The sequence below is a fragment of the Dolichospermum planctonicum genome, from assembly GCF_005402965.1.
GTDB lineage: Bacteria > Cyanobacteriota > Cyanobacteriia > Cyanobacteriales > Nostocaceae > Dolichospermum > Dolichospermum planctonicum.
Window position 1 is genome coordinate 35,004 of sequence record NZ_BJCF01000031.1, and the last position, 18,476, is coordinate 53,479.

General features: G+C 40.1%; 11 protein-coding genes. 5 read left to right on the plus strand and 6 right to left on the minus strand.

Annotated elements, in window-relative coordinates:
- Window positions 1–570 precede the first annotated feature (570 nt).
- From FFO06_RS13910 to FFO06_RS13920, 3 genes are all read right to left on the minus strand, one after another.
- Window positions 571–2,652 (minus strand): NAD(P)H-quinone oxidoreductase subunit 5, encoded by a 2,082-nt coding sequence (locus FFO06_RS13910; RefSeq protein ID WP_137908562.1) that lies wholly within the window; start codon window positions 2,650–2,652, stop codon window positions 571–573.
- A gap of 282 nt (window positions 2,653–2,934) precedes the next feature.
- Entirely contained in the window at window positions 2,935–3,342 is a 408-nt protein-coding gene (locus tag FFO06_RS13915) for a thioredoxin family protein (RefSeq protein WP_137908563.1), read from the minus strand.
- 449 nt (window positions 3,343–3,791) lie between these two features.
- Entirely contained in the window at window positions 3,792–4,508 is a 717-nt protein-coding gene (locus FFO06_RS13920) for an NnrU family protein (protein ID WP_190371573.1), read from the minus strand.
- A gap of 242 nt (window positions 4,509–4,750) precedes the next feature.
- Between FFO06_RS13920 and FFO06_RS13925 the strand changes: the two genes are divergently transcribed.
- The 4 genes from FFO06_RS13925 to FFO06_RS13940 all read left to right on the plus strand — a co-directional run bounded on the left by FFO06_RS13925 (window position 4,751) and on the right by FFO06_RS13940 (window position 9,936).
- A complete protein-coding gene (locus FFO06_RS13925; protein WP_137908565.1) occupies window positions 4,751–5,764 on the plus strand; it encodes a LysR family transcriptional regulator in 1,014 nt (337 codons plus the stop codon).
- Window positions 5,765–5,912: 148 nt separating this feature from the next.
- Complete coding sequence (locus FFO06_RS13930) at window positions 5,913–7,292, plus strand: serine/threonine-protein kinase (protein WP_137908566.1); 1,380 nt, start codon at window positions 5,913–5,915, stop codon at window positions 7,290–7,292.
- Window positions 7,293–7,325: 33 nt separating this feature from the next.
- Window positions 7,326–8,333 (plus strand): PstS family phosphate ABC transporter substrate-binding protein, encoded by a 1,008-nt coding sequence (locus FFO06_RS13935; RefSeq protein ID WP_137908567.1) that lies wholly within the window; start codon window positions 7,326–7,328, stop codon window positions 8,331–8,333.
- Between the two features lie 181 nt (window positions 8,334–8,514).
- Window positions 8,515–9,936, plus strand: a complete 1,422-nt coding sequence (locus FFO06_RS13940) for an ABC transporter substrate-binding protein (RefSeq protein ID WP_137908568.1) — start codon at window positions 8,515–8,517, stop codon at window positions 9,934–9,936.
- A 254-nt stretch (window positions 9,937–10,190) separates the two neighbouring features.
- On the opposite strand, the gene FFO06_RS13945 is transcribed toward FFO06_RS13940, so the two are convergent.
- Window positions 10,191–10,919, minus strand: a complete 729-nt coding sequence (locus FFO06_RS13945; protein ID WP_028082691.1) for a Crp/Fnr family transcriptional regulator — start codon at window positions 10,917–10,919, stop codon at window positions 10,191–10,193.
- 312 nt (window positions 10,920–11,231) lie between these two features.
- Between FFO06_RS13945 and FFO06_RS13950 the strand changes: the two genes are divergently transcribed.
- Window positions 11,232–12,107 (plus strand): DALR anticodon-binding domain-containing protein, encoded by an 876-nt coding sequence (locus FFO06_RS13950; RefSeq protein WP_137908569.1) that lies wholly within the window; start codon window positions 11,232–11,234, stop codon window positions 12,105–12,107.
- Between the two features lie 143 nt (window positions 12,108–12,250).
- Here FFO06_RS13950 and FFO06_RS13955 read toward each other — a convergent pair whose 3' ends face one another.
- Window positions 12,251–13,093: a Cof-type HAD-IIB family hydrolase gene (locus FFO06_RS13955; protein WP_137908570.1), complete on the minus strand. Its 843-nt coding sequence runs from the start codon at window positions 13,091–13,093 to the stop codon at window positions 12,251–12,253.
- A gap of 775 nt (window positions 13,094–13,868) precedes the next feature.
- Window positions 13,869–18,476, minus strand: a 4,608-nt coding sequence (locus FFO06_RS22015; RefSeq protein ID WP_268904606.1) for a beta strand repeat-containing protein, incomplete at its 5' end; no start/stop codon positions are given.

Below are 18,476 nucleotides of genomic sequence, written 5' to 3' on the forward strand. Positions count from 1 at the left end.
CTTTTTATACTAATTGCTCAAAATCTGGAAGAGAAAAACCTTTCCACTTTCAACATTAAATAATCAGCACTCACTCGTAGAGATTTCAACAATAACCTATCAGATTCACTTAATTGATTATTTTGATTTTTTTCTAATAGTTGAAAATGTAATTCTTGCTGACTTTGGTGGAATTTGACTTTGAGCAATATTTAATAATTCCTCAATCGTTAACTCTTGCATAGCTATTAATTCTCCTTATAATTTCAGATGTGCATACTTTTGGTAATGAATAATATTTCAGATTTTATTGATTTTCAAGAGATTCAGATTGAGAATTGGTTTGTTTAGATTATAAATATTTTTTGTCTGAATCAGGATGCCCAGGATTAGAGGATTAATAGGATTTTATATGAATATTTATCTGGAAATATTCCAGATTTTAAAGATTAGTTTTTTTCTTCATTCTGTACATCCTTAAATCCTGGATATCCTGATTCAGACAGTAGGGTGTCATTAACTCCGTGTCCTCTGCGCCTGGAGTGGTTCGTTAAAAACAATCCAGGGGCGGACAAACCGCCCCCATTAAAATCAGGTAACACCAAAAACAATCACCAAGCCCAAAACAGCCCCAAAAACGATCAAGGCATAGAATTGAACCCGACCATTTTCCAAGTATTTCAAACCTTCACCACTGACAAGAGTAAAGAAACCCGTGAGATTAACAGCACCGTCAACAACGCGGAAATCAACTTCCATCACTTGTCTAGCCACACGACGCAAACCGAGAACAAAAACACGATGATAAATATCATCAAAGTACCATTTATTCAAGGATAAATCATAGAGTGGTTGAATTTTAGAAGCGATCGCACTAGGATCAATTTTGCGAGCCAAATACATCAGCACTGCTAAAGTAATCCCAATCACAGAAACCGCCACAGAACTACCAGCCATCACATAAAATTCATGGGGGTCAAATTCCGCAGCCTTTTCCAGAACTTCGGCTAAAGTTTCGCTAGGGGGAAAGATAAACTGCTCAAAATAATTGGCATAGGGAGTACCCACCAAACCAATTAACATAGAAGGAATAGCCAAAACCACCAAAGGTAAACTCATAGTCCAAGGAGACTCATGGGGAGAATGGCTGTGTCCGTGGGATTCATGGGAATGACTATCTAATTCTCCCTTTTTCATCGCCCCAGGACCGAAATTAGGAGCTAATTCTGCTGTACCTGATTTTTGTGCCAAAGCAGCAGCATTTTTGAGTTTTACCTTGATTTTCTCATCATTACCCCGGAATTTACCTTCAAATGTTGAGAAATACATTCTAAACATATAAAAAGCTGTAATTCCTGCTGTCACCCAACCAATAAACCACAGGAAGGGGTTAGCAGCAAAGGCCGCGCCCAAAATTTCATCTTTTGACCAAAAACCGGCAAAGGGAGGAATCCCTGCAATGGCCAGGCAGCCAATCAAAAATGTGAAACCGGTCACGGGCATATATTTCCGCAGTCCGCCCATTAAGCGCATATCTTGCGCTAGTACGGGGTCATGACCAACAACTGCTTCCATACCATGAATTACCGAACCAGAACCCAAGAATAGCATCGCTTTAAAATAAGCGTGAGTCATCAGGTGGAATAAACCGGCGCTATAAGCACCCACACCCATGGCCATCACCATGTAACCGAGTTGGGAAATGGTGGAATAAGCCAAACCCTTTTTAATGTCATTTTGGGTAATGGCGATAGTTGCCCCTAAAAACGCCGTCAATGCGCCAGTAAAAGCAATTACGTTCATTGCTGCTGGCACATTTTCAAATACTGGATACATCCGGGCAATGAGGAATACACCCGCTGCTACCATTGTCGCTGCATGGATGAGGGCAGAAATGGGAGTAGGACCTTCCATTGCGTCTGGTAGCCAGACATGGAGTGGGAATTGGGCCGATTTAGCAACAGGTCCAAGGAAGACTAAAATCGCCAACACAATGGCGAGGAAATTGCTAATAGAGCCAGTTTCTACTAGGTTTGATAGGCGATCGCCCATGACCATAAAATCAAAGCTTCCTGTCGCCCAGAACAGCCCCAAAATGCCTAATAATAAGCCGAAGTCACCGACCCGGTTTGTAACAAATGCTTTTTGGCAGGCCTCTGCTGCGGCTTTGCGGTCATACCAAAAGCCCACTAGGAGGTAGGAACACATCCCCACCAATTCCCAGAAAATGTAAACTTGTACCAGGTTGGGGCTGACCACCAAACCTAACATGGAAGAGCCAAATAAGCTGAGATAGGCATAAAACCGCACATAACCGGGGTCATGAGCCATGTAGCCATCGGTGTAAATCATCACCAAAACTGCTACTGTGGTGACAATTACCAGCATTAAGGCTGTAAGGTGGTCAATAGTGTAGCCCATAGTCAGGTGAAAATTTCCTGCTGCTGCCCATTCCAGGGTGCGGAGGTAAGGTGCATGGCCTTGAATTTGACTCCACAGCAAGGCCGACGACAGAACCATAGAAGCTCCCATAAGGGAGATAATGACTACAGCATTTAATTGTCGCAGGCGGTTTGTCACCTGATTGATCGAGATTAGCCCTAGACCGACTAGCATTGCTCCCAAGAGAGGTAATACTGGAATCAGCCAGGCATACTGATAGATTAATTCCATCACTAACGCCTACTTTTAGAATTCTGTACAAACAAAGGGTGAGTTAACTGAAGAATCAGAACTGTTAGTAATTGTGACATAGACCCTTGAGGATAAAATACCCCACCTGATACCCTTTGAGTGGGGTGTTAAGCATGGTTTTAGATTTGGGACTCACCAAGCACCAAATCAATTAAAATAGCTTACTGAGCCTACTGTAATGCTTACGCCTCTAAAATAGCCTAACAGTCAGCCTTGGGGCTATAAAATTTCTAAAAACTTCTGCTTTTTGTCTTTTGTCACTTACTTTTTAATTGCACTTAATTGTACATCGTTGTATTTTAATTCGGCTGTTTTTATGCCAGTGTCAGTTTTATTAGTGATTTTGTAAGTAAGTTGAATTGCTTCTAAGGCTTGACGTAAATCGTCTCTACCACAAAAACCTTCTAAGCGTTGCTTGACTATTCCTTTTTCAATTAGCAGTAAAGTCGGTAGGGATTTGAGGCGATAGGTATTAGACAACTTGAAATTTTGATCAGCGTTGACTCCGGCCAACTTAATTTCATCACCACATTGGGTTTGAAATTGCAATAAAAGCGGGTGAATAACGCGACATAGAGCGCACCAGGGCGCTTCAAAATAAACTAAAACGGGAACTGGAGATGCCAAAACTTCTTGATTAAATGTCCGTTCACTGACCGAAAACACCATGATGCCTCTTGGAATATAAGGTTTTTATATGAAAACAAAAACAATGGTCAGTAGCAGCAATTGGTAAGTCATTAAAAGAACATCTGATTTTTAGATTTTTCTGTGAACAAATAAACCACCGTGAATGTCGCGCTGGCTGTTCTCAATGTTCAAATCCTGATTGCTATTGACTACTACTGCCTTATAAGACTTTGACAATGCTGATAGCGTATATTGCTGTAGTTCATACATTGCTGTTTATTTCCCGTTTTTACCAAGGTAGAAAGCTACTTATTGTTTACGGGGATAAATTCTGCCTGAGACTGAGGAACAAATCCTTTTTTCCACCTTAGTGAAAAACAGTCTCATGATAGATGCTGAAATTTATCCTACATTGTTTTGGTAGCAAGTGATGATCACAAAATTTTATTAAATTTATATTTTTTGTTAATCTTGGGGATCAGACGAAACTACCACATTATCCTACTTGTTGCCACGAATAACAAGGGGTGAGACCACCATAATAAACCAGTAAAAATGGCAACTCCTAAATAAGCAGGACGCAGAAATTCCTGCCAGTTTAAAGATTGACGGCCATCAATAATTGCTTGAAAGGGAATAATAGAAGTCCGCTGCTTGAGAAGTGCAAAAGCTTCTCCATAGCGTTGACTTAAACGCCGATCTCCATGCCATACTCCAAAAAGGTGATGTAGTATCAGACCTATTGAAGTAACAAGAGTGAAGCTAGTACCTAACCAGAGAGTATGGGCTACACACCAAATTACCTGTCCCACCATTTGCGGGTGACGGGTAATACGGATAATCCCGGTTTCATAAAGATGAACTTGGGGCTTTTGAATAGCGGCAATTTCTAGTAAATTGAAGGTAGCCGGATATAAAAACAAAAAAGATACAGCAGATAATATCCAAACTAATGTTCCTACCCCCGGAATACCTTGCACCTGCCAAAGTTGCCATCCATCATAACGATGATTAAAAAAGTAAACAATTAATAGCACGGCTAAGGGTAAGCTGATTAATGCGAATAAAATGCGATAAAGCCGCGGTCCAATGTATTTTTCAGCCCAAGGACGCATAGCAGCACCTCCACTATGGGCAATTGCAAAAACTAATTGTAACCCCAGTATGACAAAATGACTGGGAGTAAACCAAGAATTGGGCATGATAGATAAAACTCAATTTAAGATTCTCAAAAACGAAAGAAGTTACTATTTATGGGTAAACATTGGGTAAACATCTTGAATTTTAACAGATTATACACGACAGGATTTCTGTCAATATGTTGTGGTAAGTGTTTTAGTTAGTTCTTTAAATTTAACTATTGCCTAAATTATGACTAGTCGCAAAGCTACTCACCCCGATTTATTTTTCCAGCTACTCATACATCCAAATTTCTGGGTTAAGCCTTATGTCTGACCTTCCTTTTACATTAGATCAGTTACGTATTCTCAAAGCTATCGCCCAAGAAGGGAGTTTTAAACGGGCTGCTGATAGTCTTTATGTCTCCCAACCGGCTGTCAGTTTGCAAGTTCAAAACCTGGAAAGGCAATTGGATGTTCCCATATTTGACAGGGGAGGCCGTCGCGCTCAATTAACAGAGGCGGGACATCTACTCCTGAGTTATGGGGAAAAAATCCTCAGTTTATGTCAGGAAACCTGCCGCGCTATTGAGGACTTGCAAAATCTTCAAGGTGGTACATTAATTGTCGGCGCGTCCCAAACCACTGGTACTTATCTTTTACCGAAAATGATCGGCTTATTCCGACAAAAGTATCCAGATGTGGCTGTGCAATTGCACGTCCATTCTACCAGACGCACCGCTTGGAGTGTTGCCAATGGCCAGATTGATCTGGCGATCATTGGTGGGGAAATTCCCGCTGAATTGGGGGAGTCTTTAAAAACTATTCCTTATGCTGAGGATGAATTGGCACTCATTTTACCCACGTCCCATCCCTTTGCTAAATTAGAAACAATCCAAAAAGAAGACCTATATAAACTACAATTCATTGCTCTCGACTCCCAATCAACCATCCGCAAAGTTATTGACCAGGTGCTGGCACGTTGTAATATTGACACCAGGCGGTTTAAGTTGGAAATGGAACTTAATTCCATAGAAGCGATTAAAAATGCCGTCCAGTCTGGCTTAGGTGCTGCCTTTGTCTCTACTTCTGCCATTGCTAAAGAATTACAAATGGGTGTTCTCCATCATGCACCAATCCAGGACGTTGTAGTCAAGCGTACACTTTGGTTAATATTTAACCCTAGCCGTTATAGATCCAAAGCAGCAGAGGCTTTTAGTCAGGAGATATTACCTGAATTTGCTAACCCAGTTTGGATTCAGGATATGTTAAAGTTAACACAAATGGATCTAGTCGTAAATACATTAGACCTAGCGGCACCAAACCCTACTGATGGCAGTTAAAAGATTCCAGTATCATTAGATTAATTGCTAATGACTACTGGACTAAATCGGACTTAATTTATTAATTTGATACTGCATAAATACCTAAATTACAGTAATTATCCAGTTTAAATGCGTAACAGCTTAATCACCACTGACTAAAGATAATATGCAAGTCCACTGCACTCGTCCCCACTGTCAACGTCCCGAAAATCACTTTACTGATTTAGATGATATTCACACCTTAAAAACAGTACAACAGAAATATTGTATTACCTGCGGTATGCCGCTGATTTTACGTGACCGATATTTGCCAATTAAACTTTTGGGTCAGGGGGGTTTTGGTGCGGCTTTTTTAGCAATTGACCGCGATACTCCCAGTTTGCGTCAATGTGTGATTAAACAATTTCAGCCCAGCATTAATTTAACAGAAGAAGCCTTAGAAAAAGCCAAAATTCTCTTTGCACAAGAAGCAGAAGTTTTAGAAGCAATAGGTAATGAACATCCGCAAATACCTAATTTATTTGCTTTTTTTACGATTACAGTTCCTAGTTTACAAAGCTTACAAATAAATAAACCGCAGCAGTTTTTTTATTTAGTTCAGCAATATATTCATGGACAAACTTTAGAGGAAGAATTAATTCAACAGGGTAATTTTTCTGAACAAAAAGTTATGGAAATACTCAAAGAAATTCTCCCAGTTCTCCAGTTTATTCATGACAGAAATATTATCCATAGAGATATTAAACCTTCCAATATTATGCGTTGTCGTGATGGTAAGCTCTTTTTGCTAGATTTCGGTGCAGTTAAATTAATTGCTAATGCGTCCCCTAGTTCTACGGGCATTTATTCTTTAGGATTTGCACCTCCAGAACAAATGAACAGTAGTCAAGTATTTCCATCTACGGATTTGTATGCCTTAGCTGTTACTCTATTAACGTTACTGACAGGTCAAGAAAGGAGTAAGCTATTTAACGCTTATACAAATCAATGGCAATGGCGGGCGCAAATCACCCTGAAACCGCGACTGGCAGATATTTTAGATAAAATGCTCCTACCTGCTGCTAGTGAGCGTTTTCAGTCAGCACAGGCGGTGCTAGAGGCTCTTTTTCCTCCTTCGGTTGCACCAACAACATCATCACAATTCCCAACTCAACCACCTCACCCACAACCAATTCAGCCTCAAGTATCAAATCAACCAACTTTTACTATTTGGGAATTATTATCTGGAGCCGCTTTTAGTGGGTTTGAAGGGGCATTAATTGCGATCGCTTTTTTCAGTTTATCCAAAAATATTATCATCACTTTTCTAATTTCTATTGTGATTTTGAGTGGTTTAATTTTCGCTCAAACTAGACGCTGGCTGGAAAAATTTGATTTGCTAATTATCCCCGCAATCAGTTTGACAATTATATTTTTTATCCCTTATTTACGAGGTGATATTGGCATTGAGCAAATAATTATTTTAGCTGTGGCTGCGGCGTTAATTTCAATGATATCAACAACCTTATTTAAGCTCATTTATAAACTATTATCTTCCCTGCTTTAGAAAAAATATCCTTAACCCCAAAACCACAAACTTATGTCTCCCAAAAAAGAAACTCTTCCCCTGCTTCTATATTTGATTGCTACCATTAGTTTAATGTTGGTTGGTTCATCGTTTATCATTTTTATAATTAGTTCCGAGATAACATCTACTTCTCCCAGTTCAGTAACTAGTTGCAACGTCTCTAATCTTCCCCAAGGGATTTTTAGTTATGGTGGTAGTACCACCTGGGCTACTCTTCGTAAAGACGTAGATTCTGTACTACAAAAAATTTGTCCTCAGTTTGTTTTACGTTACATACAACCACTTTTTAAAGACCCAGGTTCGGGAACTGGGATTCAAATGTTGATAGATAATCAACTAGCTTTTATTCAATCTTCCCGCTCCATTAAATTAGAAGAAACCAGCCAAGCGCAACAAAAAGGATTCAGGTTAAAAGAAATTATCGTAGCAATTGATGCTATTGCGATCGCAGTTAATCATAACTTAAATATCCCCGGATTAACCACTGCCCAGATTAAAGATATTTACACTGGTAAAGTTACTAACTGGCAAAAATTAGGTGGTGCAAATTTACCTATTATTCCCTTATCCCGCAGTCAAGAAGCTGGTGGTACAGTGGATTTTTTTATTGAATATGTTCTTAATAAAGATAAATTTGGTAACAATGTTAATTACATTCCTACAACCACAGAAGCCCTGAGAAAAATAGCCAATACTCCGGGGGGAATTTATTACGGTTCCGCTCCTGAAATCGTCCCGCAATGTACCATTAAATCCCTACCAATTGGACGAACAAACGGGCAATTTGTCACACCTTATCAACAACCAGAAATAGCTCAGTCTCAATGTCCAAATCAGCGTAACCAGTTGAACAATGAGAATTTTCGCAATGGAAATTACCCAATCACCCGCAACTTATTTGTAATAATCAAACAAAATGGTCAATCAGATCAACAAGCTGGAGAAGCTTATGCAAATTGGTTATTAACATCTCAAGGTCAAGAACTGATTGAAAAAGCTGGGTTTGTGAGAATCAAATGAGCTTTATACCCGACCCTAAATCTTGTGGTGCGGGCATCTTGCCCGCTATAATTATCCAAATCTTGCCCGCTATAATTATCCAAATCTTGCCCGCTATAATTATCCAAATCTTGCCCGCTATAATTATCCAAATTAAATGCAGTTTAAATGCAGTCCAGTTGACCACCATCAGAAAAAACTTATGAAATGGAAAGGCAAAATACTCCCTATTATTTTCATACCCCTACTTTTGGGGTTTGGTTATTGGTGTTTTTTCATTATTGTTACTAATCCGAAATCCTCTGATAATTTAGCAATAAATAGTGAAAATAAGCTGAATTCTCATCAATGGAAAGACCGAAATCAATCAATTGCACAACGAATTAGTTTTGGAGAAAAAATTTTAATTTCTGATGATATTTTACCAGACAAAAAAGATGCTGCTAAGGCTATTTTTGATAAAAATTATCAGCAAGCAATCACTAATTTAACATCATCTCTAAAAATCAAACCCAATGACCCAGAGGCACTGATTTATCTGCATAATGCCCGCATTGGTTCTGGTAAAAGCTATACCCTTGTTGTCTCTACACCTATTGGTAATGACCCGAATACGGCATTAGAAATATTGCGTGGTGTTGCACAAGCTCAAAATGAAATTAATACTGCTGGGGGAGTAAAGGGAGTACCGTTAAAAGTAGGTATAGCTAATGATGACGATGATCAGAAAATATGTCAACAGGTAGCCGCAGCTTTGGTAGAAAACCCCGAAGTTCTAGGAGTAATTGGACATTATAGCAGTGACGCAACATTGGCCGCCGGGAAGGTTTATGATGATGGAAAACTAGTAGCTATTTCCCCTACTAGTAGTTCTGTAAAAATTTCCAATTTTAGTCCCTACGTTTTTCGCACATTAACTAGTGATTTTGTCGCGGCCAGAGCTTTAGCTAATTATATGGTGAAAACTTTGGGGAAAAAAAATGCAGCAGTTTTTTATAATGCTCAAAGCAACTACAGTCAGTCATTAAAATCTGAGTTTGTTTCCTCTGTTTCTTTGGAGGGTGGAGAAATATCAGGTGAGTTTGATTTATCTAAAGCTGATTTTAGCCCTTCATCTAGCATCGAGAAAGCATTTAAACAAGGTGCGGAAGTTTTAATGTTAGCTCCTAATGGTGAAACCCTAGATAAAGCATTACAAGTAGTGCAAGTAAATCGAAAACGTCTGATTTTACTCGGTGGTGATGATGTTTATAGCCTCAAAACTTTAGAAATTGCCACAGAGCAAGCATTAGCCATGGTAGTGGCCGTTCCTTGGCATATTCATGGCAATCCTAATTCCCCATTTCCAGCCCAATCTAGAAAGTTATGGGGTAGTGATGTAAATTGGCGTACAGCAACCGCTTATGATGCTACAAAAGCCTTTATCGCTGCGTTAGCAACTAATCCCAGTCGTTCTGCAATTCAAAAAACACTACTTTCATCAGACTTTTCCACCAGTGGTGCTGCCGGTTCCATTCGTTTTTTACCGTCGGGAGATCGAAATACCCCAGTCCAACTAGTGAAAATTGTCCGTGGTAATCGCTCTCGGACTGGGTACGACTTTGAGCCGGTGCTGGAAAAATAGAAACACTGGGGGAAAAACCCATTATCAGCTATTGAGCATTTCAACTCTATAGGAATATTTTTGTTATTTAAACTCAATACTTGGCCAATTTTTAACTGATCAATGTTACCAATCTGCGGTGAAAATGAGGAGCAGGCTCAGGAACTAATTACCCAAAGTTGGTTTATCAAAATCCACTGATACCTGCTATTGGTGTGTCCGAGAGTGGCAAGCTCTCAGGTAACATTGATCAAGCTGCTCTTTCGAGATTTGAACTACCCATTATTAGCTGGTCTATTGATAGCATCTGCGGGTAGGCAAATTAAATTATCCCCTTGGGCCAGAATTAAGCCGCGTTGACGTAATTTACCCATTAAACGAGTGACAGTTACACGGGTTGAACCAATGGCGCTGCCAATTTGGGCATGAGTGAGGGGGAAGGGTAAGCAATAACCACGAATTACATCAGGATCAGTTTCGCTCATGGAAGGCTCGCCATATTCCTCAATCAGTAAGGTGAGAAATCCTAAGAGACGGTCAATTGTACGTCTTTGTCCTAAAGCACTTAACCAGAGTAACTTGCGCTGATGCTGATATCTAAAAGCATCCATAACTTCACGACGGAAGTGAGGCCAGTTGTCTAGATCATGCCAGTACATCCACAGTACCGCAGTTTGGTCAACGTGGGCAAAGGACTGGAGTGTAAATGGGGACTGGGCAACAATTTCAAAGGGTTGTCCTGCCCCTACAAAGCCCAAGAAGGCTTCTTCTGGAGTTCTGTTAATTCTTCTGGATGTTAACTGACTAGCGGTAGCACCCACTTGGGCAGTTCCTACCATGCGGATAGCACCCCTTTGCACTAAATAGAGCAAACCAGGTCTGGCTGGAATGCGCTCATCTTTACTGAAGGTGCGGCAGCGGTAGTGTTCTTGGGCCCAGTCAAGAATACGTTGCCAAGTTAAGAAGGGACGTGAAGCTTCGGAAAAGGAAGATTGAGATTGCATAAGTAACACAGAGCGTTTGGCTAAAAAACAAAGACGTGATCAGAACAGTGCAAGGAGTGTCTTTGTGTGAACGGGGTAGAGTTAACGCTTAATAGCGCTAGTCTTCCAATAAGATAGAAAGCAATTTAGCTCTCTATTTTTTCTTATACTTCCTACTGTACAACGAGGGTACTAAACTTTACCCATCTTTTATACATTAATTCATCAAATTTTATCCTACTCTTATTTTTATGTACATAGAGTAAACTTCTATCTGAAGGTAGATGGAACAGGATAAAATGATGCACCTCATAAATTTTTTACAAGGAATACGTGTATCCTCAACTACTTTTTAGTAAAAATCAAGCTATTAAGCAGCTAATAAGCGGTTATCTGGCCTCTTGCTTCAGTGTTTTTACCAATGATAGGGGAATTACAGGCATAGAAAGTAGAAAAGTTCCTCTCTATCAAGGAGGATATAATCAAAAAATTCTATATATCTCTGGCGTGGCCATGGGGATATCAAAATCTCAGAATTTACCCGCGATGGAAATTGCTCAGGCTATGGCTGGGCATTTATCCAGAAATAGTGATAGTTTATTTAGCGTTAAGGTAATTCCTCCTGGTTGGATTTATTTAGAACTCATTGACTCTACCTTAGCAGCTTGGTTACAAAATTTGATAGTTTTTCCAGAAAATGAAGACTTGATAAATAATTTTCTGAATTACCAATTACCAGTCACTAATCATCAATCACAAATTTCATTACATTCATTAACAATTTTTAAAATTCAATACGCCCATTCCCGCTGTTGTTCTTTATTACGATTAGCAGAGAAAGATGGATTAATTGCACTTGATAGAATAGGTACTAAAAGTTATTTTTCTGTGAAACCGATACCTTTACTTAATGGTGATCAAAAACTTCTGCTTAATCACGTTGATGAGATGTTACTGATGCACCAATTAGTAAAATTAGTAGATGATTTAGTTTGTAGTCATAGTAGTTCTCTGAACTGGGAAACAGCCGCTGGGAAATTGAGTCAAGCTTTTGAGAAGTTCTGGGGTAGTTGTCGTATTTGGGGAGAAGTAAAAATTCAGACTCCAGAATTAGCCCAAGCTAGGTTAGGACTATTGGTAGCAACTCAGTTGGTTTTTAGATCCGTGTTAGAAGACAAGTTGGGGGTAGTTGCACCGATAGAACTCTAATTTATATTTACAAAAACTTCTCGAAAATCTATTGACAAAATACATATCTTTAACTACAATGTTAATCGTGTGAGGAGCGAACCAAAAAGGACACCGAGACGAAACACGGCCAGTCGTCGGTGTCTTTTTTGTGTTTATCCTTTCTAAGAAAGCAAGAATTTTTCTATTGCTACTGCTGCACCGTCTAATTCTATACTAGGTGCTACCCAATTAGCGATCGCTTGCACTTCTGGCGGTGCGTTACCCATGGCCACACTAATACCGGCATAACTGAGCATTTCTACATCATTGAAATTATCACCGATAGTCATGACATGATGACTTTCTAAACCTAGCATTTCTTCCGCTAGATAACGGACAGCATTACCTTTATTAACATGAGTATTCGCAGCTTCTAGAAAAGTGGGGACGGATGTTGTCATATACAAATCTGTCGGTTTGTATCTAAGGCGTAAATCAGCTAAAAGTTGCTGAGTTAAATTTGCGTCCTCAGACAAAGCTAGTATCTTAGTGGGTTCATGATCTAATAATTGACGTAAATCACCGACGGAAATAGCATTTACACCACAACGCTGTTGATAATTATCTGTTTCTTTGGTGATTTCTCGCACATAAAGTTGGTCATTAATGTAAAAATGGACCGAAAGGAGCGATCGCAAATCCGGCTGTTCAAAGTATTCTAGTAGTTGTTGGGTAATTTCCCTAGATACAGGTAAATGACGGTGAATTTTGTCATTACCCGGATCTTGAATCCAAGCACCTTGATAGGCTATTAATGGCAGTGTAGAGCCAATTTCCTGATGAAATCGCAAAGCTGAACAATACATCCTGCCAGTAGCGATAGCGACCTTAATTCCTTTAGCTTGTACCGCAGCAATAACTTCTTTGACGGTAACGCTGAGAGTATTAGAATGTCCGGTAATTGTCCCATCTATGTCTAGAACTAATAGTTTAATATCATTTACTCCAGCAGATGCTTTGTACATAAATTTAAGTCTTTAGCAATAATTTCAATGAAAACAGAAAACCAAACTGTACCCCGTCGTATTTTACCCATAATTGCTCAATGGTACGGAAGTTATCACAAAATTTAACAGCATAATTAAAACTTATATAAATCCAATAATACTTTTAATATTCATAACTTAGGAAAATTCAACTTTAGATTTTCTTAACAATTAATTGAGAATTATTTTTATTTAGCAACGAGCTTGCAATACTTTCGGCGATTTGCTAGAATTATTGAGAATTTCACAATTGGGCTAATATTGTCAATTTTGCACCCTGCTGAAAAGATGATCTGTAAAAGTCTTTATTTATGGTCGTTTCAGAGATCAATTTTGAAAAAAATACAAAACTTTACAAATTAGCAGTGGTTTAAAAGAGTAAATTGGGGAAAAATTATTCAGCAAATAATGTACTTTGACCATTAGAACAAATATACTATTGACAAATAGAGTAACTTATGGTATGTAAAGAGTTTTTCGTAAGCGTAACGCACCATATTATTAAACTCTATAATTAGATACGTAGGGTGTGTTAGCGACTAGTAACGCACCATATTATCCATTTATAATTAGATACGTAGGGTGTGTTAGCGACTAGTAACGCACCATATTATCAAATCGTTTAAATTGTCTAATGTGCCGTTATTGATAATTGAATCTTGATCATATCGCATCAATCACAGGATAATTTGATGATGTAGAGACGTTTCATGAAACATCTCTACAACGTCCTTCATCTACATGATACCAGAAGCTACGCTAAGGTAGTAATAAAGTTACTGGGTCCTAAAGTACCAGTTAAACCTGTCACCTCAATAATGGCATCCGTAGTGGCACTGAATCCTGCGGTAGCGTCATTAATAGCGACAAAAGTACGACTACCAAAGGTGAATTGAGCAGCAAAGTTAGCTGCAAACACAGTATTAGTTAACCTAGCTGCAATTCCGGTTGCATCAAGTGTTGCCACAGGTGTGGTAACATTATTGAACCCGCTGCGGGCAGTGGTAACGACGAATAAATCATTGCCAGTAGTAGCATTGAAGTCGGTAATGACATCAAAGATACCCAAGGCGGAATTAGCTAAAGTGCGGTAGTCAAAACGGTCTACTCCCAGCCTTCCAGTTAGAGTATCTTTTCCCAGCCCTCCGGTGAGGATGTCATTACCCGCACCACCGTCAAGGGTGTTATTAGCACCGTTACCAGTGATGACATTATTAGCAGCGTTACCAGTACCGTTAATCGCACCTGCTCCTGTTAATGTCAGGTTTTCAACGTTAGCAGCCAAAATAGTGTAAGTAACACTAGATTGAATGGTGTCTGTACCTCCATTAGCAAGTTCCGTAATGATGTCAGTAGTGCTATCTACGACGTAAATATCGTTGCCTAAACCACCAATTAAAATATCTGTACCAGCACCACCATTAAGGATGTTATTACCAGTGTTACCTGTGATGACGTTATTAGCAGCGTTACCTATACCGTTAATGGCTGCTGCTCCTGTCAGAGTCAGGTTTTCAACGTTAGCAGCCGCAATAGTGTAAGTAACACTAGATTGAATGGTGTCTTTACCTGCGTTGGCACCTTCTGTAATGGTGTCAGTGGCGCTATCTACAACGTAAATATCATTGCCTAAACCACCAATTAAAATATCTGTACCCGCACCACCATCAAGGATGTTATTACCAGCATTACCTGTAATGACGTTATTACTAGCGTTCCCTGTACCGTTAATTGCTGCTGCTCCTGTCAGTGTTAGGTTTTCAACGTTAGCAAGAGCCGCAATAGTGTAAGTAACACTAGATTGAATGGTGTCTGTACCTCCATTAGCAAGTTCCGTAATGATGTCAGTAGTGCTATCTACAATGTAGATATCATTACCTAAACCACCAATTAGGATATCTGTACCCGCACCACCATCAAGGGTGTCATTACCCGCACCACCATCAAGGATGTTATTACCAGCATTACCTGTAATGACGTTATTGAGTTCATTACCTGTACCGTTTGCTGCTGTTCCTGTCAGGGTCAGGTTTTCCACGTTGGTAGCAAGAGTTAAGGTGACACTGGATTGAATAGTATCTATACCCTCGTTGACATTTTCGGTAATGGTGTCAGTGGCGCTATCAACAACGTAAATATCATCCCCTAAACCACCAATTAGAGTATCTGTACCAGCACCACCATTAAGAATGTTATTAGCACCGTTACCAGTGATGACGTTATTACCTGCGTTACCTGTACCGTTAATGGCTGCTGTTCCCGTTAGGGTCAGATTTTCGACGTTGGTAGCAAGAGTTAAGGTGACACTGGATTGAATAGTATCTATACCCTCGTTGACATTTTCGGTAATGGTGTCAGTGGCGCTATCAACAACGTAAATATCATCCCCTAAACCACCAATTAAGGTATCTATACCAGCACCACCATCAAGGGTGTTATTAGCACCGTTACCAGTGATGACGTTATTACCTGCGTTACCTGTACCGTTAATGGCTGCTGTTCCCGTTAGGGTCAGATTTTCGACGTTGGTAGCAAGGGTTAAGGTGACACTAGATTGTATAGTATCTGTACCTTCATTGGCATTTTCGGTAATGATGTCAGTGGTGCTATCTACAACGTAAATATCATCACCCAAACCACCAATTAGGGTATCTGTACCAGCACCACCATCAAGGGTATCATTACCCGCACCACCATTGAGGATGTCATTAGCATTTACGATTTCAACAATGCCTCTTAGAATTGCGGCACTACCAGAATCATTCCATTTACCATTACTGTACATATGCACATAATCTTCTACCCCATTGGCATCATTTGGTTCACCAGGAGACCAGTTAGTATAAGTAGAGGTTTCACCGCTTGCCCACCTGAACTGGCCTTCTGTCACCTCATCTGTAAACCCAATCCACAGTAATTCACTACCACCAAAGGTACTGACTAACCAATCCTGCTCGGCTTGATTATTGACAGTGACAAGATTTCCGCCTAAACTCTGTGCCTGAGCTTGAGTTTGTTGCCATGTTCCAGCAGTGGTTAACAGATATGTGTTGCCGTTGTAGTTAAATAAGGTAGATGCGCCGTAAGATGCGACATCGCCATATAGCAGATCATTACCATCTTCACCATTGAGGGTGTCATTACCAGCACCACCATTGAGAATATCATTACCCGCACCACCATTGAAGGTATCATTACCAGCACCGCCATTGAGGGTATTATTAGCACTGTTACCAGTGATGACGTTATTGAGTTCGTTACCAATACCGTTAATTACTGCTGTTCCTGTCAGAGTCAGGTTTTCAACGTTGGTAGCAAGAGTCAAGGTGACACTAGATTGAATGATGTCTGTTCCCTCTCCCACATTTTCGGTAATGGTGTCAGTGGTGCTATCTACGATGTAAGTATCATCCCCTGTACCGCCTATGAGGATGTCACTGGCTACAATAATAGATGCTCCATTAGTCAAAGTACCATTATTGCCTTTGGCTAAGTCGGTAATTGTCGAGCCAGCAACGTTGTCAAAATTCCAGTAACCAGCTAAGTTAGCTTCATTTCCAGTCAGAGTTTGGTTCAGGTTTGCCTGAATTTCTTGCTGAGTCCTGGCTTTATTCCAAATACGAACTTCGTCAATGTCGCCGTTGAAGAATCGTGCTGCTCCATTTCCCTTCGCACCAATTGTCCAATTCTCATTAACCTGCAATGCTCCTACGCTGGAGGCAGTAGAATTAACGAGTACACCGTTGCGGTAGAGGTTCCATGCCTGAGCCTGACTATCATATACTCCAGCCAAATGAACCCAATTGCCAATATCTGCGCTGGGTATGGCAAAGGTAGCCATGTAATCTGTACCATTCCAGGAGCCAATTTGATATTGACCATTCCATAGCCTCAGAAATACTGCACTCAAAGGATTAACACTATCATCGTGAGCGACAATATCCCGCAGTCCATCTGTAGCTTTTACTTTCACCCAAGCTTCTATGGTAATCTCTCCTGTGAAATTCAGGTGAGATGGATTGTTGAGATTCACATAGTCATTGACACCATCTAAAGACAGTAAAGAATCCCTACTACCACCATTAAGAGTGTCGTTACCAGCACCACCATTGAGAATATCATTGCCAGAACCACCATCAAGGGTGTTATTACCAGCATTACCAGTGATGATGTTATTGAGTTCGTTACCAGTACCGTTAATTGCTGCTGTTCCTGTCAGAGTCAGGTTTTCAACGTTGGTAGCAAGAGTCAAGGTGACACTAGATTGAATAGTATCTGTACCTTCATTGGCATTTTCGGTAATGATGTCAATGGTGCTATCTACAACGTAAATATCATTACCCGCACTACCATTGAGAATATCATTACCCGCACCACCATTGAGGGTATCATTACCCGCACCACCATTGAGGATGTCATTAGCATTTACGATTTCAACAATGCCTCTTAGAATTGCGGCACTACCAAAATCATTCCATTTACCAGATGAATTCCAATTCATCCCCGCATAATCTTCTACCCCATTGGCATCATTTGGTTCACCAGGAGACCAGTTAGTATAAGTAGAGGTTTCACCGCTGGCCCACCTGAACTGGCCTTCTGTCACCTCATCTGTAAACCCAATCCACAGTAATTCACTACCACCAAAGGTACTGACTAACCAATCCTGCTCGGCTTGATTATTGACAGTGACAAGATTTCCGCCTAAACTCTGTGCCTGAGCTTGAGTTTGTTGCCATGTTCCAGCAGTGGTTAACAGATATGTGTTGCCGTTGTAGTTAAATAAGGTAGATGCGCCGTAAGATGCGACATCGCCATATAGCAGATCATTACCATCTTCACCATTGAGGGTGTCATTACCAGCACCACCATTGAGAATATCATTACCCGCACCACCATTGAAGGTATCATTACCTGAACGTCCCTCAAAAACGTCATCATATTGTGTGCCAATGATATCAAAACGTTCAATGTCGGAAAACTTAACTAACTCATAATTATCACCATTAGTTCCAGCACGATGGTAGATGACATTATTGTTTTGAAATCCTAAATGAATACCTACACTAGCACTAGTCTTGTTACTGTAATCTACTTGGAGCAGGTCATTACCAGAGCCTCCATCAACTGTATCAGTGGAGTACTGGCTATAACCAGGGTTAAGAATATCATCACCAGCGCCACCATTGAGAATATCATTACCCGCACCACCATTGAGGGTATCATTACCCGCACCACCATTGAGGGTGTCATTACCAGCACCACCATTGAGAATATCATTACCCGCACCACCATTGAAGGTATCATTACCTGAACGTCCCTCAAAAACGTCATCATATTGTGTGCCAATGATATCAAAACG